This is a genomic window from Paenarthrobacter aromaticivorans, assembly GCF_019038615.1.
Classification (GTDB): Bacteria; Actinomycetota; Actinomycetes; order Actinomycetales; family Micrococcaceae; genus Arthrobacter; species Arthrobacter aromaticivorans.
This window is the reverse complement of sequence record NZ_JAHOPC010000013.1, coordinates 119,658-145,102: the sequence shown is the minus strand read 5'-3', so window position 1 is coordinate 145,102 and position 25,445 is coordinate 119,658. Positions and strand designations below refer to the sequence as shown.

The 25,445-nt window shown below is 62.2% G+C and carries 23 protein-coding genes; 11 read left to right on the top strand and 12 right to left on the bottom strand.

Going from position 1 to position 25,445, the window contains the following annotated elements; genetic code table 11:
• Positions 1-211: 211 nt before the first annotated feature.
• Both KSW38_RS18815 and KSW38_RS18810 read right to left on the bottom strand, forming a co-directional pair.
• Positions 212-2,302 (bottom strand): PhoX family protein, encoded by a 2,091-nt coding sequence (locus KSW38_RS18815; RefSeq protein ID WP_216926464.1) that lies wholly within the window; start codon positions 2,300-2,302, stop codon positions 212-214.
• 76 nt (positions 2,303-2,378) lie between these two features.
• A complete protein-coding gene (locus tag KSW38_RS18810) occupies positions 2,379-3,419 on the bottom strand; it encodes an o-succinylbenzoate synthase (protein ID WP_216926463.1) in 1,041 nt (346 codons plus the stop codon).
• A gap of 94 nt (positions 3,420-3,513) precedes the next feature.
• On the opposite strand from KSW38_RS18810, the gene KSW38_RS18805 reads away from it, so the two are divergent.
• Positions 3,514-3,891 carry a VOC family protein gene (locus KSW38_RS18805; protein WP_216926462.1) on the top strand — a complete coding sequence of 126 codons (378 nt, stop codon included), beginning with the start codon at positions 3,514-3,516 and terminating at the stop codon, positions 3,889-3,891.
• Positions 3,892-3,909: 18 nt separating this feature from the next.
• Here KSW38_RS18805 and KSW38_RS18800 read toward each other — a convergent pair whose 3' ends face one another.
• On the bottom strand, positions 3,910-4,518 hold the full coding sequence (locus tag KSW38_RS18800; protein ID WP_216926461.1) for a hypothetical protein: 609 nt from the start codon (positions 4,516-4,518) through the stop codon (positions 3,910-3,912).
• 103 nt (positions 4,519-4,621) lie between these two features.
• On the opposite strand from KSW38_RS18800, the gene KSW38_RS18795 reads away from it, so the two are divergent.
• Together KSW38_RS18795 and KSW38_RS18790 are read left to right on the top strand one after the other, a co-directional pair.
• Positions 4,622-5,242 (top strand): DUF2510 domain-containing protein, encoded by a 621-nt coding sequence (locus KSW38_RS18795; protein ID WP_216926460.1) that lies wholly within the window; start codon positions 4,622-4,624, stop codon positions 5,240-5,242.
• A 113-nt stretch (positions 5,243-5,355) separates the two neighbouring features.
• Positions 5,356-6,411, top strand: a complete 1,056-nt coding sequence (locus KSW38_RS18790; protein WP_216926459.1) for a LacI family DNA-binding transcriptional regulator — start codon at positions 5,356-5,358, stop codon at positions 6,409-6,411.
• A gap of 190 nt (positions 6,412-6,601) precedes the next feature.
• On the opposite strand, the gene KSW38_RS18785 is transcribed toward KSW38_RS18790, so the two are convergent.
• The 4 genes from KSW38_RS18785 to KSW38_RS18770 are packed head-to-tail and all read right to left on the bottom strand — an operon-like array spanning position 6,602 to position 11,368.
• Positions 6,602-8,083: a glycoside hydrolase family 32 protein gene (locus KSW38_RS18785; RefSeq protein ID WP_216926458.1), complete on the bottom strand. Its 1,482-nt coding sequence runs from the start codon at positions 8,081-8,083 to the stop codon at positions 6,602-6,604.
• A gap of 23 nt (positions 8,084-8,106) precedes the next feature.
• A complete protein-coding gene (locus KSW38_RS18780) occupies positions 8,107-8,979 on the bottom strand; it encodes a carbohydrate ABC transporter permease (RefSeq protein ID WP_216926457.1) in 873 nt (290 codons plus the stop codon).
• Positions 8,980-8,987: 8 nt separating this feature from the next.
• The gene (locus KSW38_RS18775; RefSeq protein ID WP_216926456.1) at positions 8,988-9,953 is read right to left on the bottom strand and encodes a carbohydrate ABC transporter permease; all 966 of its coding nucleotides are present in this window, start codon (positions 9,951-9,953) and stop codon (positions 8,988-8,990) included.
• The gene (locus KSW38_RS18770) at positions 9,950-11,368 is read right to left on the bottom strand and encodes an ABC transporter substrate-binding protein (protein ID WP_216926455.1); all 1,419 of its coding nucleotides are present in this window, start codon (positions 11,366-11,368) and stop codon (positions 9,950-9,952) included. Before KSW38_RS18770 ends, KSW38_RS18775 begins: the two co-directional genes overlap by 4 nt.
• A 193-nt stretch (positions 11,369-11,561) precedes the next feature.
• Between KSW38_RS18770 and KSW38_RS18765 the strand changes: the two genes are divergently transcribed.
• Positions 11,562-14,246, top strand: a complete 2,685-nt coding sequence (locus KSW38_RS18765; protein ID WP_216926454.1) for an AMP-binding protein — start codon at positions 11,562-11,564, stop codon at positions 14,244-14,246.
• Between the two features lie 303 nt (positions 14,247-14,549).
• Entirely contained in the window at positions 14,550-15,461 is a 912-nt protein-coding gene (locus KSW38_RS18760; RefSeq protein WP_216926453.1) for a phosphatase PAP2 family protein, read from the top strand.
• A gap of 32 nt (positions 15,462-15,493) precedes the next feature.
• Here KSW38_RS18760 and KSW38_RS18755 read toward each other — a convergent pair whose 3' ends face one another.
• Positions 15,494-15,745: a hypothetical protein gene (locus KSW38_RS18755; protein WP_254186687.1), complete on the bottom strand. Its 252-nt coding sequence runs from the start codon at positions 15,743-15,745 to the stop codon at positions 15,494-15,496.
• A 210-nt stretch (positions 15,746-15,955) separates the two neighbouring features.
• Between KSW38_RS18755 and KSW38_RS18750 the strand changes: the two genes are divergently transcribed.
• The 5 genes from KSW38_RS18750 (at position 15,956) to KSW38_RS18730 (ending at position 19,843) form a co-directional block, all read left to right on the top strand.
• Positions 15,956-16,486, top strand: a complete 531-nt coding sequence (locus KSW38_RS18750; RefSeq protein ID WP_216926452.1) for an alternate-type signal peptide domain-containing protein — start codon at positions 15,956-15,958, stop codon at positions 16,484-16,486.
• A 34-nt stretch (positions 16,487-16,520) separates the two neighbouring features.
• Complete coding sequence (locus KSW38_RS18745) at positions 16,521-17,144, top strand: SipW-dependent-type signal peptide-containing protein (RefSeq protein ID WP_216926451.1); 624 nt, start codon at positions 16,521-16,523, stop codon at positions 17,142-17,144.
• Entirely contained in the window at positions 17,128-17,847 is a 720-nt protein-coding gene (locus tag KSW38_RS18740) for a signal peptidase I (RefSeq protein WP_216926450.1), read from the top strand. The genes KSW38_RS18745 and KSW38_RS18740 overlap by 17 nt, the downstream gene beginning before the upstream one ends.
• Positions 17,844-18,356, top strand: a complete 513-nt coding sequence (locus tag KSW38_RS18735) for a hypothetical protein (protein WP_216926449.1) — start codon at positions 17,844-17,846, stop codon at positions 18,354-18,356. Before KSW38_RS18740 ends, KSW38_RS18735 begins: the two co-directional genes overlap by 4 nt.
• Positions 18,357-18,475: 119 nt before the next feature.
• Entirely contained in the window at positions 18,476-19,843 is a 1,368-nt protein-coding gene (locus tag KSW38_RS18730) for an acyltransferase family protein (protein WP_216926448.1), read from the top strand.
• Between the two features lie 117 nt (positions 19,844-19,960).
• Here the strand turns inward: KSW38_RS18730 and KSW38_RS18725 are convergent, their stop codons facing one another.
• Positions 19,961-21,178, bottom strand: coding sequence for an MFS transporter (locus KSW38_RS18725; RefSeq protein WP_216926447.1), 1,218 nt, complete (start codon positions 21,176-21,178; stop codon positions 19,961-19,963).
• Positions 21,179-21,281: 103 nt separating this feature from the next.
• A complete protein-coding gene (locus tag KSW38_RS18720) occupies positions 21,282-22,466 on the bottom strand; it encodes a DUF320 domain-containing protein (RefSeq protein WP_254186686.1) in 1,185 nt (394 codons plus the stop codon).
• A gap of 19 nt (positions 22,467-22,485) precedes the next feature.
• Here KSW38_RS18720 and KSW38_RS23540 point away from each other — a divergent pair, with 19 nt between their 5' ends.
• On the top strand, positions 22,486-23,112 hold the full coding sequence (locus KSW38_RS23540) for a hypothetical protein (protein WP_254186685.1): 627 nt from the start codon (positions 22,486-22,488) through the stop codon (positions 23,110-23,112).
• A gap of 82 nt (positions 23,113-23,194) precedes the next feature.
• Here the strand turns inward: KSW38_RS23540 and KSW38_RS18715 are convergent, their stop codons facing one another.
• Together KSW38_RS18715 and KSW38_RS18710 are read right to left on the bottom strand one after the other, a co-directional pair.
• Positions 23,195-24,364, bottom strand: a complete 1,170-nt coding sequence (locus KSW38_RS18715) for a hypothetical protein (RefSeq protein WP_216926445.1) — start codon at positions 24,362-24,364, stop codon at positions 23,195-23,197.
• Between the two features lie 116 nt (positions 24,365-24,480).
• Entirely contained in the window at positions 24,481-25,368 is an 888-nt protein-coding gene (locus KSW38_RS18710; protein ID WP_254186684.1) for an MBL fold metallo-hydrolase, read from the bottom strand.
• Positions 25,369-25,445 lie beyond the last annotated feature (77 nt).

Below are 25,445 nucleotides of genomic sequence, written 5' to 3'. Positions count from 1 at the left end.
CAATACCCACACCGATTCCGACAACGCCCCACAACACCAGCACCGCAAACCTACGTAGGAATCAACCTCCCCGAACCAAACAAACAACCAACCCACTGACTCCACACAGCTTGACAGCCTGCGACTGGATTGGAAGTGAGAGAGCATCGGGGAAGACAGAAACGCTCCCCTGCTTGGAGATCCCAGGCAGAGGAGCATTTCTGGGCAAGTGCTACTTACGGAATACCTGGACGATCGACGGCCGGGGAGCCCGCGCCGCACCGGCGGCAGGCGTGGCTCCGGCGTCTACGTAGTCCGGGAAGAACGAGTGCTGGTCCGCGAACGTACCTTCCTCGCCCGGGTGCTGGACCGCTACGAAAACGGTCCGCTCGTCGTCGTGGATGATCGGACCACAAGTCTCAGCGTCGCGCGGAACAGCGAGGAACTGCTCCACCTTTCCGCGTTCGCGCCCTTCGAGGGTGACCTTGAACAGCCCATCTGCGTAGCCGATAGAGGACGGTGCGCCATCGGTGGAGATCCAGAGGTTGCCCACGGAGTCGAAGGCCACGTTGTCGGGGCAGGAGATGGGAGAAACCTTCTCCGCGGGGAACCCTGAGAAGTAGGTGGACGTGTTCTTGGCCGGGTCACCGGCTACCAGCAGCAGCGTCCAGTTGAACTTGGTGCCCGTCTGATCCGGCCCTTCGGTGATTTCCACGATGTGGCCGTCACAGTTCTGCGTCCGAGGGTTGACCTCAGTGGCGCCTTCCTTGCCCACCTTGCCGCGGTCCGAGTTGTTGGTGCAGGCCACGTAAACCTTGCCCGTGAGCTGGTTGGGCTGGACGTCTTCGCAGCGGTCCATCTTGGTGGGCCCAACTTTGTCAGCGGCGAGACGTGTGTAGACCAGGACTTCAGCAACAGACATGCCGGGAACTGCCGAGACGCCACCCACCACCAGCGGCAACCACTCACCGGTGCCGTCAAAGGCACCATCTGCCGGAACCTTGCCCGTGCCGTCAATCTCAGCAGCTGGGGAGTCCCCGGTGAAGCGGGCAACGTAGAGGTCTCCTTCGGAAAGGAGGCTCATGTTGTTCTTACGGGCCTCTGCCGAGTCGCCGGGCTGGTATTTGCCCTTGGAGACGAACTTGTAGAGGTAATCGAAGCGCTCGTCGTCGCCCATGTACGCCACTACCTGGCCGGACGGGGCGATGATCACGTTGGCACCCTCATGCTTGAAGCGGCCCATGGCGGAGTGTTTCTTCGGAGTGGAAGTGGGGTCGAAGGGGTCAACTTCCACGATCCAGCCGAAGCGGTTGGTCTCGTTGGCGTAACCGGCGTTGCGGGTATCGAAGCGGGGCTCGTCGAGTTCCCACTGGCGCGTGGTCGCTTTCGCGGAAAGGCCGTAGCGCTTGTCGCTATCGCTGGTGCCCGGGGCGGCGAAGTAGCCGTTGAAGTTCTCTTCGCCGGAGAGGATGGTTCCCCACGGGGTGGTACCGCCGGAGCAGTTGCCCAGGGTTCCCTTGATCCAACGCCCGGCGGGGTCGTCGATGGTCTTGACCAGGTTGGTACCGGCAGCGGGACCAGTCAGCTCGTAGACGGTGTCGGTGAGGAAGCGGCGGTTCAGGGGTGCGCCCTGAACATAGTTCCACGGCTTGTTCTTGTTCTTGCGCTCCAACTCCACCACCGTCAGGCCATGACCGGCACGGCCGATTGCGCGGGCTTCGGCGGCGTCAAAACCTGCCGGCAGCATGATGTTCTCGTTCGTGTATTCGTGGTTGGTGAACAGCACTGCACGGCGGTCCTTGGACCCGGGAACCGGGATGATGTCCGTGTAGTCGTTGTTGTAGCCAAATTGGCGTGCTTGGGCAGCAGCCGTCTGCGCATTAAGGTCGAAGGCTGGCGAATCAGCGAAGAGGGGATCGCCCCAGCGGATGATGGGCTTCCAGTCGTAGCCCTCTGGAACCGTGAAAGCGTCAACAGCGGCGTCAACAGGCTTGATCGCCGTGAACTGGAGCTTGGACTTCGCGAAGCCCTTCTTGGCTGCGTCCGACAATCCGTTGCCAGCATCGGCGACTGCAGTGTCAGAGCCGGTTATGGCACCACCGAGGACGACGGCGAGCGCACCGGCGGCGCCAAGCCCGAGGGCGGCGCGGCGGCTCATTGCCGTTGAGGCGATGTCGCGGAAGTAGCCGTTGGAGCTCGTGTTGCAAACATCGCCGGCACAGGCGTTGTCGCATTTGAGCGCGCACGTGACGGCGCTGCGTTTGCCTTTGGTGTGGCCGAACATGGGCAGCAGCGGGAACGTGCGTCCGGTGGTATCAGACATGAGGGGACCTTCCAGAGAATGTACGAGGTTCCCGCTGAGCCTTTCAGCGCAATCCGAATCCGAGAGGACTCTCTGGTTAAGTTTCGGTGAACAGGTCTTCTTGCGAGGAAGCGAGCGCCGAATGTACGCGTCGCAGCCTCTCCAGCCACCAGTCGCGACGTTCCGCGGAAGCGGCATACTGCTCCAGCAGCCCGGGATCGGCGACGGCTTCGCGAAGGCGAATGGCGCCGTCGTCGGCTACCAGGGGATCCAGGGTGATGTCCGAGGCGAAGAGCGAAACGGTGCCAAGCCCACAGGCGTACGGCAGCGAAGGTAGCGCGGCTGCGAGCGCCAGACCGGCGCGGATACCAATGGAGGTATCGAGGGCGGAACTGACGACGGCGGGAAGGCCGGCTTGGGCGACGATGTCCAGGGCACGTGCCACACCCCCAAGCGGCGCTACCTTGACGACGATCAAGTCCGCAGCTCCAGCCCTCGCGACGCGAAGGGGGTCGGATTCTTTCCGAACGCTTTCATCGGCGGCTATTAGGACGGGCGCTCCCGCGGAGGCAAGGCGACGGCGCACCTCAGCCAAGCCCTCAATGTCCGGGACCGGTTGCTCTGCATATTCAAGTCCGACAACCGACAATTGGCCCAGCGCCTCTACGGCTTGGACAACGTCCCAGCCCCCGTTCGCATCGACGCGGATAGCAGCGTCGGGAAGGGCGTCGCGCACGGCGGTGACCCGTGCAAGGTCCTCGGCAAGAGATTGGCCACGCTCAGCAACCTTTATCTTGACGGCATCCACGCGGCCGAACCGGGCAAGTACTTCCGGCACCCGTTCCGCAGGCACCGCGGGAACGGTGGCGTTCACGGGAATTCTGTCCCGTAGCGCTGGAGGGAACCCAACCCAGCCCGCTTCCAAGGCGGCAGACAGCCAGCGCGAGGATTCGGCGTCGTCGTATTCCGGAAAGGGGCAGAATTCGCCCCAACCCAGCGGCCCTTTCAGGAGGAGTGTTTCCCGCTCCATGATGCCGCGGAACTTCACGCGCATGGGCAGTGAGACGACGTGGGCGTTGTCGAGGAGTTCTTCGAGCGACGGCAGAGGCGACGGTAAATCAGTAAGGCGAGCAGGCATATTGCCACTGTACCGGCGGCTCTTGGCGCCAAAGGCTGGCCAATCACGCTATGTGGACAACTCAGACATTCCAAGAATCCGTACACTGGGTTCCATGGCTTGCCGTATCAGCGAACTGGTCCTCCACTGTGCCGATCCCGAAGTGCTCGCGCGGTTCTGGAGCGACGTCCTCGGTTACGTCGAACTCGACCGGGAAGATGGCGCGATCGAGATCGGCCCTCCGGACGTGGGGTTCGGCGGCCTACAGCCCACCATCATCCTGAGTCCCAGCAGCGACCCGCGAATTGGAAGGCTCCCCTTGCACATCGACGTCAATCCGGTCGACAGAGACCAGGACGCCGAGCTGGAACGTTTGCTCGCCCTCGGCGCCCGCCCTGCTGACGTCGGGCAGACCGGGAACGAGCAATGGCACGTCCTGGCGGACCCTGAGGGCAATGAGTTCTGCCTGCTGCGTAAGCGGCTTGAGCCCTGATCCCATAACCGGACGACGTTAGTCGGACCAGTACCTGCGGACCTTCCCGAGCGCCTGTCCCAACTGTTCGGCGGATAACACCACGGAGCTTTCGGGCAGTCCGATCGCATCCCATTTCGCGATGAGCCGTGTGTCTCCTTCGAGCGGCAGTGGCCAGAGCCAGTAACGTCCGGTGGACTCCACCTGTTCTCCACTCGCGCTGCTTCCCCCGCCGCCGAGGACAGACAGCACGGGTCCGGTCACATCGTCCTGACCTTCTTCAAATGTCGGACCGTTATGGGCCGCAATGGCCCGGCGCCCATCCGCAAGCGCGGCACCTATCCTGAGCCCCGAGTCGATTTCCAGGCCGGTGCGGGGATAATTGAGCGCTTGGTCAGCGGCGTCCCGCCACTCGCGTTCCGATTCGTTGCTGCGTCGCATGCTCCACACAAGATTCAGGACGCAGCCCGTAGAGAAAACTTCCACGGATTTCAGCGCCATCACCAACTGGGGACCAGAGTGGATGAACTCACCGATGTGGACCACGCCGGGTAACTCGTCCGACGGCGGTCCGGCCCAGCCTGGCCGCAATGGCTGGGCCTGACGTGGCCTTTCCGGAGGTTCGGGGAGGTCATCGAAGAAGCTCATCCTCCATCCTTACACCGTGGCAAAGAATTACGGGAGGACCCGCTGACGACTGGGAGGAAGCAACCGCGATATCCTCTGATTCACGACTCAACACGGGGGCAATATGACGCAAGCAGCAAACGGATCATCGACGCCGGCGGGCTGGTACCCGGATCCGTCCGAACCGCGGCAGATGCGCTGGTGGGACGGGTTCCAGTGGACACCTCATCTTGCGCCTGCCACCGCGCAGTTCATGCCGCTCCAGCGTGTCCTGATCAGCAACGCAACCCCGGTTTATAACCCGTTCATTTGGGCCATGTTGATCCTGCCTTTGCTCTCTTTGGGGCTGTTGCTGACCTGGCAGCCAAATTTCCACTACTTCACCACCCGGCAGGGCGCAACGACGTTTGACCCTACGTCTATCTATACGCCCGGCTACTTCATGCTTCAGATCTCGGGCTTCCTCACCTGGGCTTTATGCGTGCTCTGCGCGTACTTCGATTACCAGCGCCTAGCCCGTTCAGGGGTAATTCGTCCGTTCCACTGGGCGTGGTGCTTCCTGAGCCCAACCGTGTACATCATTGGCCGAACGGTCATCGTCCGTAAAGTGGCGCCTGGCCGAGGCATGGCCCCCATCTGGGCAATGATTGGCACGATCGTATTGTCATTCATCGTGGTGGGCATTTGGACGGCAACCCTGATGTCGTCCCTCTACTCGCAAGTCGGGTACTCGGTCAACGCGTAAGCTCTGCGGCACGGTCCATAGGGCGGTGAGCACTTCGGAGTCCGGCGTTGCAGCCCACGTCCTCACACGCGTTAGGTAGACTGCTGACAAATGAAGGATGGAAGGACCTCCCGATGAACCGCAAGGCCACTGCACTGGACGTCGCCAAAAGGGCGGGGGTGTCCAGGAGTGCGGTCTCGCTGGTGCTCAATGGCCGCGGCGACGGCAACGTGGCCAAGGAGAGCCAGGACCGGATCCGTTTGGCCGCACAGGAACTCAAATACTCCCCCAACGCGATCGCGCTCAGCCTGCGGAATCAGCGCTCCCGGGTGATCGGCATCGTGTCTGACGAAGTTGTGGTCAGCCCCTTCGACGGCAACATCATCGGCGGCGCGGACGACGTCGCCCGCAGCCGTGGTTTCGTCACCGTGGTCATGGACACCGAGCGCGACGCCGCCCGGGATGCGAGCGCAATCGAAACCCTCCTGGACCGGCAAGTGGACGGGCTCATGTACGTGACTGTGGGTTTGAAGCCGCTCGACGTTCCCCACGGCATGCTGCGGGTCCCGTCAGTCCTGGCCAATTGCTACGACAGCAGCCCCAAACCTCAACTTCATCACGTCATCCCGGACGAAATCACCGGCGGCAGGGACGCTACCGAGCACCTGCTGCAGTTGGGGCATCGGGACATCGCCTTGCTCGCTGGCGCTGAGGGTTCCCCGGCCGCTCCCCTGCGCGTTGAGGGCTACCGGGATGCGTATGCGGCTGCTGGCCTCTCGGTTCGCGCGGACCGGATCACCATGGCGGGTTGGGACATCGACGCCGGTTTCCACGGCGCCATGAAACTGCTCGACGGCGTGTCCCCGGCTGAGCGGCCCACGGCCATCATGTGCGCGAATGACCGCCTGGCAATCGGTGTTGCCTTGGCCGCCGCCCGATTGGGCCTCAGCATTCCGGCGGATCTCTCGGTGATGGGTTACGACGACGAAGCACGCATCGCCGACACCATGGTCCCCGCCCTGACCACCATGGCCTTGCCGCTGCGTGAGATTGGACGCGCGGCCATGACGACTCTCCTTGACACGATCGAGGGCGTTTCCGGCGCGGACACTGCCGAAACTAACGTGGAAACGATGGTCCCCTGCCGACTGGTTATCCGGGAATCAACCGGCCCTGCGCCAACACGCTGAACACGCTGAACCGCTGGGCAACCCCGTTGCTGCCCCGCTATCCCGTTGTTGGGCAACAACGGGATAGCGGGCTTACGACGTCCTAGCCCGAAACGCACCCACCCCGACGAATTCAAGGCCCACTCTGCGCCCCAAAACCCACACATAGCGCGCAGACCAGGCCCCACAACGCACGACGTCGGCCTGCCGCCTACTCGGGGAGCGCCAACTCCCACACGTCGGCAGTTGCGCCGTCGTGCAGGGTGAGCTGCCATTCCTCGCCGGCCGCAGGGTACGCGCGAAGCGTCGTCGCGACCGAACCCGTGCGGTACACCTCCACGAGGGAAGCATCGATGAAGATCCGGAGCTCCTCCCCTGAAGCCAACGACCCCGAATAGACCACTTGCCTGTTGTCATCGGAATCGCCATCTGCACTCGAAACAAGCGCCAGCTCCACATCGCCGGAAGACACGCCCCTAGAGGACACACCACCGGAAGACGCAGCACCACCCCTCACGAGCACCTCGGCAAACGCGGGCACCACCACCGAACCGGCAGCACCCGCAACCACGACAGCATCCGCAGCCAACGCAGCACCCACAGCCACAGCAGCACCCCTGTATGCCAACACCTCGGGCGCCGGGGAAACAGCCAGTGCCCCGTCAACCAAGGACAGAACGCGAGGATGTGTCAGCACGCCGGCCCATCCGGCGTCGTCGATTTCCTCCTGGGTGCGGCCACGGCGACCGTCGCGTCCGGGACCTTCGTTGGCCCATCCCCACAGCAATGCAACAGGCGAAGAACCAGAGGAGGAACCGTAAGAGAGTTGGACAATCTGCGGTGCATAGAAGTCACGCCCAAGATCGGACTTCCCACCGGAGGACGGCACAAACACAGGCAACCCGCTCGTGGGGTCCGGGGAAAGGGAACCGATCAGGTGCCCAACCCCGTTGGCGTGCTCGTGGTCGTCGCCGGATAACCAGAGCGAGAACATCATCACCCAGGCAGAACCGCCAGAGGAGTCAGGCACCTCTACCAGCTGCGGGCACTCCCAAATCTCGGCCGGGGTGTGAACAGCAGCCACCGGATCGGCAGAGGTCAGCCAAATTCCTTGGTACTTCCAGTCGTTCATGTCCTCCACTGTGTACAGCAGCAACGCGGCGCGCCCATCAGCTAGACCCGCTCCCTGGATGGCGTAGCGCGCACCGTCAAACCAAAAGAGGAAGGGATCGCGCACGGCCGTGACAAGAGGATCGGAGGGCATGGAGGCTGCAACATGGCCGTCCTGCTCCCACGTGACCAGGTCCGCGGAACCGCGTGCAATGACTACCTGCGAGTGCCCTCCATGATCGCGAACGCCCGAGTAGGCCGCGGTCGGCACCCCACCATCAGAGGTCACCACGCCGGTCCAGCAGCCCGCGGAATCGGGACCGCCTGCTTGGGGTGAAAGCGCGACAGGGTGTTCCTCCCAATGGACCAAATCCGCAGAGCTCACATGGCCCCACTGGATCTGGGAGTGGCGGGCAGATTCCGGGTTGTACTGGAAGAAGACGTGGTACCGGCCGTTGATGTGGCTGATGCCGTTGGGATCGTTGATCCAACCTTGGGCCGGACGGGGGTGAAATCGCGGGAAGGCCGGATCCGGGTGCGTCGAAGCAGACAACAGGGAATCAAAAAGTGCAAGGTCCGTCACTGGAACCCTTTCAATGAGAGAAGCTACTTGCCCGTCCCAGCGGTGAGTCCGTCCTGCAGTGCGCGCTGGCCGAACATGAACACCACCAGCGCGGGAATCATGGAGAGGACGACGCCTGCCAGCACCACAGAGATGCTTCCGGTGCCGAGGTTGCCCTGCAGCGATACGAGGCCCAGGGGCAGGGTGAAATTCTGCTCGGAGATGGTCATGATGAGTGGCCTGAAGAACTCGTTCCAGTGGAAGTTGAACGCCAGGATGCCCACGATCGCCAGGCCGGGCACAGCCAGCGGTGCGTACACGGAGCGGAAGGTCCGCCATGGCGAGGCGCCGTCGATCGCAGCCGCTTCAGCGAGCTCACCCGGCAACCCCAGGAAATACTGGCGCATCAGGAAGGTGCCGAACGCCGTCGGGATGGCCGGAATGATCAAGGCGAGCAGCGTGTCCGAGAGTCCGACGCCGCGGATCAACATGAAGACCGGCACGATCGTCACCTGTGCGGGCACCATCATGGTGGCCAGGACGATGGAGAACAGGGCGCCCCGTCCCCTAAAACGAAGGTGCGCGAATGCGTAGCCGGCAAGCGCTGCTGTGACCATCTGCCCGACGGCGATCAGTCCGGTCACCAGGGCACTGTTCAGTACCAGCAGCACGATGTTGAGTTGCTTGAACACCTGCTGGTAGGACGCGAGGTCCGGGTTCAGGGGCAGGAATGCCGGCGGCAGTTTGAAGGATTCCGACGGCGGCCGCAGCGAGGTGGATAGCGTCCAGAGAACGGGGCCCAGGACAAAGACGGCCGCGATCAGCAAGGCGGCGATGCGTCCGGCAACTGACCAGTCGCGCTTCTTGCGCGTAACCACAGGCGCCGTGGTTTCAACACGTTCTGAAATGAGGGTCATGGCGGGCCTTACTGGTAGAAGACGAATCGTTTGCTGAGCCGGAACTGTGCGGCTGTGATGGCCATGATGATGAGCGTCAGGATCACGCCGATCGCCGAGGCCTGGCCGAATTCGAGCCGTTGGAACGCAGACTCGAAGATCACCATGACGGCGGTACGCGTTGAGTCGCCGGGCCCGCCACGCGTGAGCACGTAGGGCTGATCGAATACTTGCAGCGCGTTGATGATGGCCATCACGGATGCCACCAAGGTGGTGGGGCTCAGCAGCGGCAACGTCACGTAGAAATGCTTGCGCCAGCCGGTGGCGCCATCGATCGATGCGGCTTCGTACGTCTCCACCGGGATCGAGGCCAGCCCACCGATGAACAGCAGGAATGAGAACCCGAAGTTCTGCCACACGTACACAAGAATGACGACGGCGGCCGAACCACCTGGCGTCGTCAGCCACGGTACCGCTGGGATGCCGACGAGCGAGAGCAACCAGTTCACCACGCCAAACTGCTCGTTGAAGAGATAGCGCATGAAGATGGACACCGAAGCTGCGGACAGGATCAGTGGGAAGAAGAAGGCGGAGCGGAAGAACACCCTCAGCCAGGCAGGAAGCTTTTCCTGCACCATGATCGCCAGGCCTAGGGCGAGTCCCAGCTGGAGGGCTACGGCCACGATGACGAACACGATGGTGTTAAGGAACGAGACACGGACGGTCGGGTCCTGGACTACCTCGGCGAAGTTGTCGAAGCCCACGAACGTCGGCGCGGAGATGATGTCCCAGCGGAAGAAGGCGAGCGCCACGGACGCGACGATCGGCAGCAAGGTGAAGATGCCCATGCCCACGATGGTCGGGGCAAGGAAAGCCCATGGCAGCCAGCGTTGCTGGACGCGGCCACGTTTGGAGGGTTGGCTGTGCTTGTGCGTGACCTGACGTCCGCCCGGCTGCTTTCCTGTCCCGGTGGGGGTACTGGTTGCGGTGCTCATGGCTGCCTCCTCAGGGCCAGTTCAAGATCGCGCTGCATTGATTCGAGGGCCTGCTTGAGTTGGCGCTCGTCCCCGCTGACGGCCAGGGATACGTTTTTCATGAGGGCCGTTTCGACGGCGGCTTGCTGGGGAGGTGCCGGAATGGGACCTGTGGTGGGGAACTTGTCCAGGGTCTCGTAGAAGACCTTCCAGTTCCGTGGACCGGTGCCTGCGTAGAGTTCCTCGTTGACCATGGAACGGCGTGCAGGGGTGGTGTTCGGCGTGGGGAACACGATCTGCATGGCTTCCTTGCTGGAGCTGAACTTCACCCATTCCCAGGCTGCGTCCTTGTCCTTGGCGGTCTTCATGATCGCGTAGCCGGCCGTGCCAAACTGGTGCCGCTGGGTCCGCCATTTCGGGAAGAACTGGACGTCGAATCCGTCCTCAGTCATCCCCGCTTCGTGGAGGCCTTGTACCCAGTAGCCGCCCGCCGGCGTCGTACCTATCCTGTTGGAGGCGAACAGACCGATCAGTGCGCTGCCGCCGCCTTCCTCAGGCCGGACACCCAGTCCGTCCTTGACCAGGCCACGGAGGTAGTCGAAGGATTCGAAAACCCGGGGATCGTCAGCGTTGGGTTCGAGCCACTGGTAACCGCCGGAGCGGAGGCTGCGTGAGGGGTCGTTGGCGTAGAAACCATCCCAGAGCCATTCGCCTCCGGTGGACTTGGTTTCCTTGAGGAAGCTCGTATCGTTTGCGTAGAGCCACGGCACTACTCCACCGAAGAGACGGTTGGTCCAGTAGTACGGCGTGAAGTCCTGGGGCTTGACCTTCTTCATCGCAGCGAGGGTGCTGCGGAAGTCCATGTGCGTCCAGTCGTCGGCGGGGCGATCCAAGCCGGCCTGACGGAATGACGCGGTGTTGTAGTACATGTTTGCGGCATTCCAGTCGATGGGGAGCTGGAAGAGGCTGCCTTTGTACATGAAGGCTTCCACCAAGCTGGGGTGAACGTCCTCGAAGTACTCCTTCATGTGGTCGGCGTCGCGGCGCAGATACTCGTCCAGCGGATGCGCCAGTTTCTCGGCGAAGAGCTGGGCACCCTCTGTGGCCACGTACACAACGTCCGGCGGCGTGCCTGCTGCCACCATCGTGAGGATCTTGGTGAAGAAGTCCTTCCAGTCCACGGCCTGGATGGCTTGGACCTTGACCTTGATCTCTGGGTGGACCTTGGCGAAGGCGTCAATGACCTTCTGGCGGGCCGCGGCGTCGGCGGCGGTGCCCATGATGGCGATGCTGAGGCTGTCGTCTCCCCGGCCTGGAATATCCATCGCGGTCAATCGCGGCCACGACGCCGCTGTTGCTCCGACTATCCCAGCACCGAGGGCTGTGAGGGCGGTCCTGCGTGTGAATTGTCGCAAAGCCCCATTGGTTCCCGGCATTCTGAATTTCCCTTCCTAACACGTGTTAGGAACTGTAGACCCGCCACCTAACACGTGTCAAGCGTCACAGGAAAGTTGCAGCGAGCTCACCAGCACTCTCCGGTCCTATCGGGAGCAATAGCCGCGTCATGATTCTTCGCCAAAGCATTATCCAGTTGAGTTAGGTTAGGTTTACCTTGTTACATAGTCTTTCGTGACTACCCATCCGGACGTGGCCCGAATCTCGTTCGCCACCAACCTGGCGTCCTTCGGCGACCGCACCGCCATCAGAGCCGGCCACGGCTCCATCAGCTACCGCGACCTGGCCGCGCGCGTAGAGGATATGGCACGCCAACTCGGCCCTGGGCACCGACTGATTGCCCTTGAAGCCGACAACACCTTGCCGTCCCTGACGGTGTATCTCGCAGCCCTGGCATCGGGCAATCCGCTGCTGATCCTGCCCGCCGGCGGTGGGAAAGCAGCCGAAACTCTCATTGCCGCTTACGATCCAGACATCATTGCGCGGTCCTCCAATGGTGAGCCTGTCCTGGACGTGCGCCGCCACGAGACGGCACACCAACTGCACCCGGATCTGGCACTTTTGGTGAGCACTTCAGGGTCTACTGGCTCGCCGAAACTCGTCCGACTTTCCGCGGCTTCCATCCAGGCGAACGCAGCGGCAATCGCGCAATACCTGCACCTGCGTCCCAGCGATACTGCCGTCACAACACTTCCCCTCTCCTACTGCTATGGGATGAGCGTGGTGAACAGCCACTTGTTGGTGGGTGCATCCTTGGCGTTGACGGACCTCTCCGTTGTGGACCCATGTTTTTGGGACTTGGTCCGCACTGAGGGCGTCACTTCGTTCGCTGCCGTCCCCTACACCTTCGAGCTTCTGGACCGTGTGGGATTCGAGCACATGGACGTTCCCAGCCTGCGCTACATCACCCAAGCTGGAGGTCGTCTTGCTCCCGAGCGCGTCCGATCCTATGCAGAGTTGGGCCGCGAACGGGGCTGGGACCTTTTCGTCATGTACGGGCAAACCGAAGCCACCGCCCGCATGGCTTACTTGCCACCGGACCTGGCAGCGGAGCATCCGCATGCCATTGGCGTCGCGATCCCCGGCGGAGAATTCCGGCTCGAACCAGTGCCGGGGCTGGATGACTGGGAGCTCGTCTACACCGGGCCAAACGTCATGCTGGGGTACGCCGAGAAACCCGAAGATCTGGCCCTGGGCCGGGAAATTACCGAACTCCACACCGGCGACCTCGCCCGGCTCGGCCCTGATGAACTCTATGAGATTGTGGGCAGGCGCAGCCGCTTCGTGAAGATCGTTGGGCTCCGCGTTGACCTGGGACGTGTTGAGCGGCTCCTTGCAGATCTTGGCCTGATCGCAGCTGCCGCTGGTTCAGACGACGTCGTGGTTGTGGCCGTGGAAGGACACCACGATCTTGCCTTGGTCGCCAAGAGCCTTGCGCAGGATCTGGGTGTCCCCCGCGCGGCCGTCCAACTGCATTCGGTACCAGCCATTCCACGGCTGGGCAACGGGAAGCCTGACTATCCGGCCATCCTCGCGTTGTCTGCGCAGCCGGAGCCCCTGTGTGCGGAGACGGAGCGCCTGTCTTCGGAGACGGAGCGCCACCCCGGGTCAGAATCCACTCCGGGGACAGAGACTGTGCTTGAGATTTTCGCAGAGGTCCTGGAACAGCCAGACATCACCGAGACCGACAGCTTCGTTTCCCTTGGCGGAGATTCACTCTCCTATGTGGCGGCGTCGGTACGGCTTGAGCGTGCACTTGGCCGCATCCCGCAAGGGTGGCACCTGATGCCCATTTGCGAGCTTATCCCCGCCCCCGAAGCCGCAGCCCATCCAGCACATGAAGATGCGCGCGCCACTGGCAGGAAATTTCTCCGGAATTGGCGCGGGAAGTTGTCAGCACGCATGGAGACGGGCATCGTGCTGCGCGCGGTGGCCATCATTTTTATCGTGGCAACCCACATCAAGTTCCTCTCCTGGGAAGGCACCGCCCACGTGCTGATGGCGGTTGCCGGCTACAACTTTGCCCGCTTCCAACTGACGGGATCCCGGCGCGAACGGCTCCGGAGGCAAATGCGTGCCGTCACGCGGATCGTCGTACCCAGCGTCCTGGTGATCGGCGTCGCGTTCGCCGTCACTGACGACTACGGCTGGCACAACGTGTTCTTGTTGAACTCAATCGTTGGTCCCCAAGGGTGGACGGATATGTCCCGCTTCTGGTTCGTTGAAGTGCTGGTGCACATCCTGATCGGGTTGGCTCTGCTGCTGGCCATACCCGCGGTGGACCGCGCGGCACGCAGACGGCCGTGGGCGTTTCCACTCGCGTTGGCCGGCGTCGACCTCCTGCAGCGCTTCGACATCATCGAGCTGCCCTACCCTGGCCAAGGGCCTGTCCTGTGGCTGTTTGCTTTCGGATGGGCTGCGGCTGTATCGCGGCAGTGGTGGCAACGCGCCGCTATGACCGCGTTCGCCCTACTGACGATTCCCGGGTCCTTCAGCAACGAATACCGCAGCGCCACCATCCTGGTAGGTTTCCTCATCCTTCTGTGGATTCCTACCTTGCCCGTGCCCCGCGGCCTGCACCGCATCACGGCTCTTCTGGCCAGCTCGTCACTGTATATCTACGTCACGCACTGGCTGGTGTACCCGCTCTTTGAACAGACCCACAAAGGGCTGGCCGTCGCGGCATCATTGTTGGTGGGCGTGGCCTACTGGGCCACCGCGACGCGCGCCATGGGCAGCATCGAGCGGTGGCTTCGTAACCGACAAAAGCGGAGCCACTTCAATTCCCCCGACCCGCGGACGGGCGGCGTTTCAGTGCTGGATGCGAGGGTGCCGCATCGATCGCGTTCTCGCGGATGAGTGTGAGAAGACCGGCCGAGCGCCCGAAAAAGCCCGTGCGTGACCGTCACGGCGGCCCCTCCGATTCGCGGAGGACCCATCTTCCCGCCGAGAATGCGACGGAGCCAAGAGCGCCAGCGGCACAATGGTTATCCCCAACCAGACAATCACAGCCAGCAACGCCAGCATCAGGCCTGTAGTAGGTTCCATAAATTAAGAATAGGCTGATTTGCCCTTGACCATAAGGCGCCTTATTGGTAGCTACGCCGCGCCGGAGGCATCTTTCACATGAGCCTTCCAGCGAACTGTGGCAGTCTTGATTCAATGAGTTCCCAGCAGTCCCGCCCCATCGCGATGTCCCCTGACCGGTCAGCACAAGGTCGCAAGCCCGGCATCGGTACAGGACTGCTTTTCGGCTTGGGTACCCTTGCCAGCATCCTGGGGTTGGTTGTCACGTACTACTTCTTCGTGCGGACCACCATGGGTCAGTTCATCGACGAGTCGGCATTGGTTGAGGCCACTGAACTGAGCGGCTCTGCGGGCAGGGCGTCTACAAAGTTCCTGGATATGCTGCCCATTCTGTCCCTGGCGATCGCTATCATCGTGGTGCTCTTCGTGACCGTTGCGCGCCGCCGGTGGACTGCGGCCGGAATTGCCGTGGCCGCATGTATCGCTGCCAACCTGGCTACTCAGGTACTCAAGTTCTTCATCCCGGACAGGCCCGATCGCGGCGTTCAAACACTTGAACTCAACTCACTCCCCTCCGGCCACACAACATTGGCAGCGTCCGCTGCTACGGCGGTCTTCCTGATGGTCTCGCCCCGCTGGCGGCCCCTGGCGGCATTCCTTGGCAGCACTTTCGCCGTGGCCACCGGGGTTTCGACACTCATCAACCAATGGCATCGGCCCTCCGATGTCGTAGCCGCCTTCCTCGTAGTGGGCGCCGTCATGCTTCCTGCCGGATGGCTGATCCTCCGCGGCGGCAGTGACTGGAATGTTTGGAAAGGCTACGGCGAGCACTGGGCAGCGTCGCGCTTCTGGGTATGGTTGACCACCATTGCCTTGCTCCTGGCAGCTGTCGTGGCCGGCTACTCACTGCTCCAAGTCATGCCGGGACTCAGCGCCGACAGCACTGTGGACTACTTCTGGGCCGGCACTGCTTTCATTGTCGTCGCCGGCTACCTTTCCGCTCTGGGCGGGACATGGCTGTTCGGCCTGGCGGCCAGGAAGCGCTAAGGACCGGAGATTTAGGGCTCGACGGCGGCACCTTACTTCGGCTCGATGCGCCGGGCCTGTGCGCGGATGAACTCCCGGTCCTCTTCCGTCAGCAAGGTGCCTCCGTGCCCGTCGACAGGGCTATCCTCACCCGTCTCATGGTTGAGGATGGCCGTCTGGGTGCGCGGGATGATCATGCTTCCCGGATTCTCGATAAGCCATTGCTGCGTTTCCGGTGAAAGTTGATTCCAGAATTCCTTGATGTGCATGGTAATCAGCGCCGCCCCTTCAATGTTTGAGTACATTCCCTCACTGGCAGATTCCCTTAATGCCTCAAGCATATTTTTACAAGATTACAAACACCTTTACGGATTATTTCCAAACTGCAACATCTTCGGTTTCAAGCCCCGAAAAGCTTGATCCAACCTTGAGCCAGCGCCGCATGGAGCCTTGATCTGAGACCGCGAAAGTAATCGCAAGGCAGAAGCCACAACAACACGAAAGAAGGTCTCACCGTGAAAAACACAACAATGCTTAAAGGCGCAGCGGCAGTTGCACTTGGTGGAGCGCTGCTCCTGGGTGGCGGAGGAACACTGGCTTGGTGGAATGCTTCGGATTCCGCAGCGGCAGGCACCATTGTGGCTGGCGACTTGAATGTCCAGGCAGCAACGGGCGTTTGGACCGACCGCGCAGGCAACCCTGTCAACATCGCCACGTACTTGGTGGTTCCCGGCGATCTCCTGACCTACACACAGGATCTGGACATCACCCTCACGGGCGACAAGATGGCCGCCAACCTCGTCGCCACCAACACCGATGCGGGCGCAGGATTCGATCCCGCCAACGTCACGGTCACCTCGCCCAAGCTGACTGACGCTGATGGGGACGTCATCGCCAACCCGCTCACTTCTTCACAGCACGTCACGGCCAGCATCACCTTCGAATTCAAGTCCAGCACCTCAACCCGCACGGACGTGAACGCCAGCAGGAATCTGGGCAACGTATCCTTCACGCTGACACAGGTGCAGCAGTCCGGCCTCCAGTAGTCCTAGCCCGCAACAAACTTCACCAGGAGTGTCAATGAGAATCCCCAGGAGCATCAAGACGGCGGGCCTTATGGTCGCGGCCGTGCTCCTGGGGCTCATGGCCGTTCAGGGTACCTACGCGCTCTGGTCTGCTAACGCCGTTGCCCAGCCGGGCACGGTCAAAGCATCTACGTTTACGGTCAACCTGACAGGAAACCCTTCAGGGTCCTCGATGCCCATGACCGTCAATGACCAAGCGACAACGTTGGCACTGACCACGGCACAGGCACCTCTGGCGGACCTGGTCCGCGGCAGCTCCGTCTATACGTCCATGGGAATCGGAAACGCCAGCGACGCCGGAGGGGTCTTCGACATCACCGTCACCGCTACGGCACCTACAGTCAGCAACGTGTCCGGCGGTACCTTGGGCGACTATCTAACTGTGAGTGCCGCCAGTGCGGCGTCGAGCACCGCATGCTCATCGGCCAGCGGCTATCAGCCTTTGAGCGGGGCAGGATTTACGACGCCGGCAATCGCCAAAGGTGCCACCGCCACAATCTGCTTCAAGGTGACCTTGGACGCTGCCGCGCCTTCCAGCGTTGAGGGCAGTTCCGTCTCAATCACTCTTCCGCTACACGCTCGTCAGAAATGTGGGGTTCCCAATGGTTGCGCCCAGTAGCCTGAAAGATCGCAATAGCCTTGATGAGCTACTGCTGGAAACAACGCCTGGCACCGCATCGTCCAGCACTCCTGTATTTGGTGAAACTGGCGCCGACGTGTCCGTCGCAGTCGAACCAGAAAACGCGGAACCGCAGGAACCCGAGCGGCTTTCCTCAGAACGTACTTCCAGCCGTCGGCTACTTACCCGCGTCGGCCGGGGACTCGGCGTCGTACTTCTTTCGCTCGCACTCCTGGCCGTCACGGTGCTGATCATGCTGCCCAAGGTGACCGGTTCGCAAACGTATTCAGTGCTGACCAACTCCATGGCACCGAAGTACGCACCGGGCACGTTCCTGGTTTCGCAGGCGGCGGACTTTGACGAGCTGAAGCTCGGCGACGTGATTACGTACCAGATCGAATCTGGCAAGCCGGGTGTCATCACGCACAGGATTGTTGGTTTCGGATTCCTCCAGACGGGCGAGAAGACGCTCACCACCAAGGGCGACAACAACGACGTCGCGGATCCCCAGCCCGTTCGTGAAATCCAGGTTCGCGGTAAGTTGCTGTACGCCGTACCGTTCGTGGGGTTCGTCGCGAACGCCCTGGGCAACAGCGACCGCTCACTGTGGTTGGCTGTGGGCGCCGTGGGTTTGATCGGCTACGGTGGGTTCACCATGCTCCGGGAAGTACGGAGCTCGCGAAAGGAAAGGCAGTCTGCGTGAAGCAGGGAACTGGCCCCTCGGCCAAAGCCTGGGCCGTTGGCCTTTTCTGCCTGACCGTATTAGTGGGCATCGGCGGAACGTCCGCTTTCGGATTGTGGGAGCAGAGCTCCACCGCAACCATGACCGTTCGAGCCGCGGTTTCAACGCCAACCCCCACGCCTACCCCGACCCCAACACCCACGCCTGTTGGATTGACGCTGACCTGCACGCAGATAACTACAAGCACTGTCCGGATCAGCATCGCGGGTTTAAGCTCCCCGACAGCGATGACGGTAGGCGGCAAGATGAGTACCAGCAGCGTCTACGTTTCCATCCCAGTGGTGCCCCCGTCTGCAACTTTGGACTTGACGCCCAGCAGCCCCATCTTCCTCACCGGCGTTCTCGACGGCCACAACCCAGAAGTTGACGTTCAAGTGACGGCGTTGCAAAACACTGGGACCACGGCCACGGGCGAGCTACGTCGCTTGAAGCTCTCCGGCAATGGAAAATACCTGACCTGTCCGGTGTAGACCGGACCGACCTCGAGCCAGCGATAACCACCTGGTAGAAGTACCCATGGCCTTCACGGGACGCTTGATCTACGATTAATCTAATCGATGGAGTAAAGCCCAAGTTTCCCAGGAGCCCCATGTCTTCCACTTTTAGGTCCGGTCAGCGCCGCGGCACTCCCCGTTCCCTCGCGGGAGTTCCGGCCTCCCGCGACCTCGTGGTCGATCTGATCCGAGTCTCCTGCATGTTTGCCGTGGTCGCCGTCCATTTGCTCATGATGGGGATCAGCGTTGATGGCTCCGGGATCGGCGTCGGAAATCCTTTGACATCACTGAGCTGGTTCGCCCAAGGCACATGGTTCGGTCAGGTCATGCCACTGTTCTTCGTCGTGGGTGGATTCGCTTCGCTCACCTCGTGGCGCAGCCTTCGGCGTAAGGGCGGGGATGCCGGCGACTACCTGCGTAACCGCGTCCTGCGACTGGTCCGCCCCACAGTTGCGTTGTATGCGTTCCTCGCGATTACATTGTGGACCGCGACGGCGGCAGGTGTCCCTAGTGGCCTGCTGACAGTTATCGCTGCGGGCGCCGGAGTGCAGTTGTGGTTCCTTGCCGCCTACCTGATCTGTCAGGCAATGGTTCCCACGATGGCGAAATTTCACGAGGCAGCTCCTTACAGGACCGTCGCAGCGCTGGCCGCGGGCGCCGCCGTCGTCGATGTCCTGCGACTGGGGCTGGAACATAACCCGTGGGGTTTCGACTCGAACCCCATTGGCCTGGTGAACATGGTGTTCGTCTGGGGCTTGCTGCAGCAGTTCGGGTTCTTCTACGCCGATGGTTTCTTTAACCGGTTTGCCCGCTGGAAGCTCGTGGCGGCAGCAGTCGGCTGCTATGTCGCCCTGGTGCCGCTCACGCACGTCGGCCCCTATCCCGTGGACATGCTGACCAGCCAGAACCCGCCGATGTTCCCGCTGATCCTTGTAGGTCTGGCGCACGTCTTGCTTGTGAAGGCCGCGTATCCCCTGCTTCAGCGTGCTGTGCAGTTGGCATGGATTCAGAAAGTGATGTTCGTGGTGGGTAGCCGGGCGATGACTATCTATCTTTGGCACCTGCCGCTGATCATCGCCATGTTCGGGATCGCCTTGGTGCTTCGGCTTCCCTTCCCCGAGCCTGCGAGCGCGGAGTGGTGGCTGAGCCGGCCGCTGTTCTACGTGGCAGCCTGGGTGCTCGTTCTGCTGGTGTCCACGCCCTTGGTCCGCTTGGAACTCGCGAGCACTGCGCTGGCGCCCGGTGCTGCGAGGCCGGCAATCTGGCGCATCGCAGTTGCTACAGCGCTGGCAATCATTCCGCCGTTCGTCGTGATGCGGACAGCATTGGATACCGCCAACGCAACATGGGGATTGGTGCTGCTGGTGGTTGCCGTGGCACTGGTGACGGGGCGTCGTCCGGACAGGAAGTGGAAGACTCCGGTTGCCCTTGAGCGCGTGGCTCAGGAGCGCGCGGCTTCCTGACCTACTTTCAGCTTTCGTCGGCCGGGAAACAGCCTGAATGGGTTGATTCGTGGCCTGGCCAGCCTCAAACAGGGTCCGGAAGCAACGTCGCCCGGTACCCCTACCCAGAATTGGAGCCTAGTAGTTCCGCCTATGCTTCAACCTGGGGATTGCGACGGCGAACACGGCTGCCGCTGCAAATCCCAGGACGCCCGTGGCCCAGACGCCAGCGGCGAGCGAAATGGCAGCAGTCAGGGCGGACAACAGCACAGGCCCACCCGTGGCACCCGAGTCAGCAATGAACCGCCAGATGCCAAGGAAGTGGCTCCTTCCGTTATCCGGGGAGAAGTCGGCGCCCAGTGTCATGATGAGCCCGGAGCTAATGCCGTTGCCAAAGCCAATCAAAAGGGCAGCCAGCAACAGTGGAACGAACCCGCCAGTGAACGGAATGAGGATCAAGGCCGTCCCCATGATCACTGTGGAAGGAACTGCCACCCATTGCCGTCCCTTGCGGTCCATGAGCTTCCCAGCCGGATAGAACACCAGCATGTCGATGGCGCCGGAGAGGCCGTAAATCAGCGATGCTTGCGTCGCATCCATGCCCAAGTGGTCGGCCCACAGCGGGATGACCACTTGGCGAGAGGCACGCAGCGCGCTGAGCAGCAGAATTCCGAAGCCCACGGACAGGAACACACCGGCATGCGAAGCAGCTACATTTCGCAGTGTTGACGCCGGAACGACTGGCCCGCCGTCGGACGTAGCGGGAGCCACCAAGTCCGGAATGGTGAGCGACAAAGCAGCGGCCGCCATCATCCCGACAAAGCCAACCCAGTACGCCCCGCTGATTCCGGCGAACTGCATCACCCCCGCACCTATGAACGGACCTATAAAGATTCCGATCCTCGTGACTCCGCCCAAAGTCGACAGCGCACGGGCGCGGAACATCACTGGGACGGCCTCGGTGAGGTACTTCTGCCGGGCCAGGTTGAAAACGCTCGCAGACATACCCACCAACGTCATAGCCGCGGCCAGCAACCAGATTCCGTGCTCCATTTGTGGAGCGAAAGCTGCCGCGCCGAGCGCGAGGGCTCCTACGGCACCTGCCCCAACAATCGCCCAGCGTTCGCCGAACCTCATGGTGATGAGCGATGCCGGAATATTAAATAGCCAGGACCCCAACCCGATTAGAGTCACGATCAACGCCGAGACTGCCACGGATGCTCCAAGATCACGCGCCGAGAGCGCGATCACCGGAAGAACCGCCCCCTCGCCGATACAGAACAACAGCGCAGGCCCGAAGGCCGGTAACGCAATGCTGCGGAGGCTGAAGTTTTGATCTTCCTGGGTGGTTGTCATCCCCTTCATCCTAGGACTCCAGCCCAGCCGCCTCGCAGTTGTCGCAGTTCCGGAAGTCCGGAACCGCAACAACTGCTCGCGAGACTAGGCCTCGTCCAGGCGATTAGATGCGGTTAGCAGTTGCCTTCCGATGACCGCCTGCCGAGAGTGCCAAGCCGGTGAGGAGAAGGCCAACTGCCCAGAGGGTGAAGCTGCCGTCCAATCCCGTAGTGGCCAGAGTGTTGGAACTCCCGACGCCGGTCGCAGCGCCTGCTGTCAGCGCACCTTGCGTGCCGCCTGCGGTTACCACGCTGCCACCCAGCTGAGCGCCTCCGATTCCGGCGGCATTGCCGAATCCGGCCCCGCCGATCTCGATACCAGGGTTGTTGGTGCCCGTGTTGGCACCGCCCAACCCAATTCCGCCACTACCAGCAGGCTGGTTAACTTCCGGCGGATTGACGACTGGAGGGTTGACCACCGGCGGATTCTCTACGGGAGGCGTGACCGCCGGAGGATTCACCACAGGAGGATTCCCTGCCGGAGGGGTGACCAGGGGAGGATTCACAACCGGCGGCGTGATGGCGCCAACTGAAGCGCCACCGATGCCAAGCGACGTGGAGTCGACAGTGATGGGAGCCGTGATCGGAGCAACCACCTGAGTCCCAGAAAGGATGCCGTCCGAACCACCGGTCGTAGCACCCGACGTTCCCGCTTGAGCAGTCCCACCGGAAGTACCGGCAGTGTTGGCCGAAGAATCGCCCAGCACACCAGCCGATGTCGAACCAACAGTCACCGGAGCGGTAACCGGAGCAACCACCTGAGTCCCGGAGGCAACGCCATTCGAGCCGTTCGTGCTGGCCCCTGACGTCGTACCCGTCCCGGAAGTACCCGTTGAGGTGCCGGTGTTGCTGGCCGAAGAGTCACCCAGCACACCAGCCGACGTCGAACCAACAGTCACCGGAGCAGTAACCGGAGCAACCACCTGGGTTCCGGAGGCTACGCCATCCGATCCACCGGTCCTGGCACCCGACGTTCCCGCCGGGGCCGTCCCACCGGACGTACCGGCAGTGCTGGCCGACGAGTCACCCAACACACCAGCCGACGTCGAACCAACACTCACCGGAGCGGTAACCGGAGCAACCACCTGAGTCCCGGAAGCAACGCCATCCGATCCGTTGGTCGTAGCGCCGGGCGTAGCGGCAGCAGGTGCGCTGCCTGTATTCGAGGGTGCGCCGGACGTGGCCGATGAATCTCCAGCCACACCCGCGGCAGTGGCTCCGATGTTAACAGGGACCAATATCGGAGCCACTACCTGAGCGCCGGATGCGATGCTATCTCCCCCCGACGTTGTTGCCTGCGCCGGCGCTTGGGCCGGTGCAGAACCTGTTGCTGCTGCTGGTGTTGTCGTTGCCGATGAGTCCCCCAGGACACCCGTCGACGTCGATCCCACTGTTACGGGGACCGTCACCGGTGCAATTACTTGGGTACCGGAGGCTGTGCCGCCAGTACCGTTGGTGCCAGCCGCCGGCGTCGAACTGCTTGTTGCAGTTGAACCGGCGGACGAGGCTGGGCCCGTCGCAGTGGAGCCCCCCAGCAGACCCACTGATGACGAGCCCAGGTTTATGGGCGCTGTTACTGGCGCGACTACCTGTGTCCCGGAGCCAACGCCGTTGGAACCGTCGGTGCTGGCAGCGGGCGCCGTCCGTGCAGCCGGAGCGGCTGCTGGCGCCTTTGTGGTTGAGGAAGAATCTCCCACGAGGGCCAATGACGTCGCGCCGATGTTGACTGGCGCTGTCACCGGTGCCACCACCTGTGTACCGGAAAGGGTTCCGTCCTTTCCACTGGTCGAATCTGCCGCGTTGGCCGCGGTCCCGCCGAGGGCAATTAAGCCTCCGGCAAAGCATGTGCCGATCAGGCACCTGCGAATTGTCGAGTTCATTGTGATCTTCTCCTGAAGGTCGTGTTCCCATAGACGTCCGATGACGGATCGTCCGGCTAACCATCGGCCGCATGTAGAGGCGCGGCTGGGTTGGGGAACTAGTCAGGAGATGAGCCGGGATCGAAAGAAACCGGCTTTGGATGATCTTCATTGCTGGCCGCTGCTGGACCAGAAAGTGTGTCTGCAGGGACGATTAGCGCACCGTGCAGGAAGCCTGCGGCAGGGCTTGGTGGCCCATTTTGTGAGGTACCCGAGCCCGCGCCCGTGACACCAAAGGGTGCCGCGTCCGGGTCGGCAGGCAGCTCGGATGGAGCGTCAGGTTCGACGATGACAGAGGCGCCGGTTATGGCACCGGGTGAAGCAGAAGCAAAGCCTCGCGCCAGGACAAAGGCCAGTGAAACGTCGGCATTGAGGCTGGGCGGGGTTGTACCGAGGGGCACGCCAGTAGATTCCGTGGCCAACCCTTCGGCCGTTGAAGTCCCTGTTGAGCTCCCGACGGCGGGTGGCGGCACAGCTCCCGAGCCCGGCGTCGTGGGGAGCATAGCTCCGTCGCCCCCCAATAGCGGCGGAAGCAGGCTCCCGGGTCCAACAATCGGAGGCAAGGCGTTGCCGACAGGCGCGAGGATAGTGTCGATGACCCCAACGATGGGGACTACAACCGGGTTGGTCACGTCCGTCACGGGACCCAGGCCAACCGGTTCCAGGACATTATTTACCGGAGGAACAACTGCCTCGACGGTGTCGTCAACGGCACCCGTGGCAGGTTCAACTACCGCATCCACGACGTTGCCGACTGTGTCGCGGGGAACTACCCGATGAACCACGGGGGCTGTGTTTATGACCTTGTCCGTGGAGTCCGCAACGTGCTCAACCACCGGGGTCACAGACGGAACATGCACGGTTATAGGGTGCGCCGGGACAACGGCTTTGGCGGGAGCCGGCAGGGGTACGTTCGGTACCGGGACAGTGACGACTGGCGCGGAGGGCTTAGGCCCAACGGAAGTAGCAACGGACGCGGCCGCCTTCTTGACCGCACCCGTTGCAGCACTGAGAGTCTTGTTGCCTTGCTTGCTTACGCTGTCGGTTGATGGAACGGCTGACGACACCGAAGACGTCACTCCATCCAACAGCGAGTGGTTATCGGTGATCCCGGAATCGGCGCTGGCGGCCGTCGCGGACAATGCCATCCAAATTGCGGTACCGGCGCCAGCGATCATGACGGAGCGGAGAATCTGAGTAGCGCGCGGAATTGCGCGAATGGCCTTCATCTCGACACCCCCCAGGTAGCCGCAAACCGATGGTCGACTTCATCCTAGGACTGGTGTTACCCAATAGTCCATGGGGAGACGGTAATCAAGATGACAAATTTATAAGCAACCTTCATTCATGAAGAAGGGTAGAGGCCAGTCTTCCCGGGTCCAAAATCGGGAGTTGCCAGGGATCCGCCAGCAGCCCTTCCATGCTGGGCATTGGTCTCCTGGAGCCGCTTGATGAACCAGCGTGACTGCTCCGGTCCATAAGGCAGCACCGGGATGGCCTTGGTCGCATCGTTGGGCATATCGCGGATGGACTGGGTTGCCTGCCGCACTGCAGTGCTCATGGTGTCGGCCATGGTCTTGAGGAATTCGTCGCTCGCAGGCTTGCCGTGGCCTGGGACCAGGAACTCGTATCGGTGACGCAAAGCGGAGATGTGCCGGAGGACGTCCGCCCATTCCTCTGGGTACGAGTCCTCAAACGAAGGATGGGCGCCCTGCTCGACGAGGTCGCCGACGAAGAGCGTCGAGTTTGTCCCCACCAAAAGGTCACCGTCGGTGTGGGCGCGGCCCAGATAGAACAGCGTCGCGGTGATTCCGCCAAGGTCCACCAGAACGGGCTGGTCACCAACGATCGCGTTCGGAACAACGATGTCGACGGCGTCTCCCTCCCCCGCGGCCATCTCCGGTTCGTTCGTGGCGACGAAGCGACGCTGGTTGTCCGCGTCCCGTTCGATGGTTGCCGCACAGTTGGCGTGCGCCCAGAACTCCGTCACGCCGTCGTCGGCAAAAACAGCGTTACCGAAGAAGTGGTCGTAATGGGCGTGCGTGTTGACTACCACCAGCGGAAGCTGAGTCTTTTCGCGGACAGCAGCGAGGATCTCGCGGCCTTGGCGCGGGCCACATCCGGTGTCGATGACCATGGCGAGCTCACTGCCCACCACGAGCCCGGTGTTGAGTAAGGACCCCTCAGTCTCCAAGACGTAGTTGTCTGTGCCAAGTTCGTGCCAAGCTGACAATGAGTTCTCCGTATCCAATGCAATCCGGCGATGTTCAGGCCTCGATTCTACCCATGCGCAGCTGGGAGAAGCCGGAA

Bases quoted from the DNA above. Each gene is read 5' to 3' on its own strand.
- KSW38_RS18815 (WP_216926464.1), bottom strand. From the start codon at position 2,302: ATGTCTGATACCACCGGACGCACGTTCCCGCTGCTGCCCATGTTCGGC.
- KSW38_RS18810 (WP_216926463.1), bottom strand. From the start codon at position 3,419: ATGCCTGCTCGCCTTACTGATTTACCGTCGCCTCTGCCGTCGCTCGAA.
- KSW38_RS18805 (WP_216926462.1), top strand. From the start codon at position 3,514: ATGGCTTGCCGTATCAGCGAACTGGTCCTCCACTGTGCCGATCCCGAA.
- KSW38_RS18800 (WP_216926461.1), bottom strand. From the start codon at position 4,518: ATGAGCTTCTTCGATGACCTCCCCGAACCTCCGGAAAGGCCACGTCAG.
- KSW38_RS18795 (WP_216926460.1), top strand. From the start codon at position 4,622: ATGACGCAAGCAGCAAACGGATCATCGACGCCGGCGGGCTGGTACCCG.
- KSW38_RS18790 (WP_216926459.1), top strand. From the start codon at position 5,356: ATGAACCGCAAGGCCACTGCACTGGACGTCGCCAAAAGGGCGGGGGTG.
- KSW38_RS18780 (WP_216926457.1), bottom strand. From the start codon at position 8,979: ATGACCCTCATTTCAGAACGTGTTGAAACCACGGCGCCTGTGGTTACG.
- KSW38_RS18775 (WP_216926456.1), bottom strand. From the start codon at position 9,953: ATGAGCACCGCAACCAGTACCCCCACCGGGACAGGAAAGCAGCCGGGC.
- KSW38_RS18770 (WP_216926455.1), bottom strand. From the start codon at position 11,368: ATGCCGGGAACCAATGGGGCTTTGCGACAATTCACACGCAGGACCGCC.
- KSW38_RS18760 (WP_216926453.1), top strand. From the start codon at position 14,550: ATGAGTTCCCAGCAGTCCCGCCCCATCGCGATGTCCCCTGACCGGTCA.
- KSW38_RS18755 (WP_254186687.1), bottom strand. From the start codon at position 15,745: ATGTACTCAAACATTGAAGGGGCGGCGCTGATTACCATGCACATCAAG.
- KSW38_RS18745 (WP_216926451.1), top strand. From the start codon at position 16,521: ATGAGAATCCCCAGGAGCATCAAGACGGCGGGCCTTATGGTCGCGGCC.
- KSW38_RS18740 (WP_216926450.1), top strand. From the start codon at position 17,128: ATGGTTGCGCCCAGTAGCCTGAAAGATCGCAATAGCCTTGATGAGCTA.
- KSW38_RS18730 (WP_216926448.1), top strand. From the start codon at position 18,476: ATGTCTTCCACTTTTAGGTCCGGTCAGCGCCGCGGCACTCCCCGTTCC.
- KSW38_RS18725 (WP_216926447.1), bottom strand. From the start codon at position 21,178: ATGACAACCACCCAGGAAGATCAAAACTTCAGCCTCCGCAGCATTGCG.
- KSW38_RS23540 (WP_254186685.1), top strand. From the start codon at position 22,486: ATGCTATCTCCCCCCGACGTTGTTGCCTGCGCCGGCGCTTGGGCCGGT.
- KSW38_RS18715 (WP_216926445.1), bottom strand. From the start codon at position 24,364: ATGAAGGCCATTCGCGCAATTCCGCGCGCTACTCAGATTCTCCGCTCC.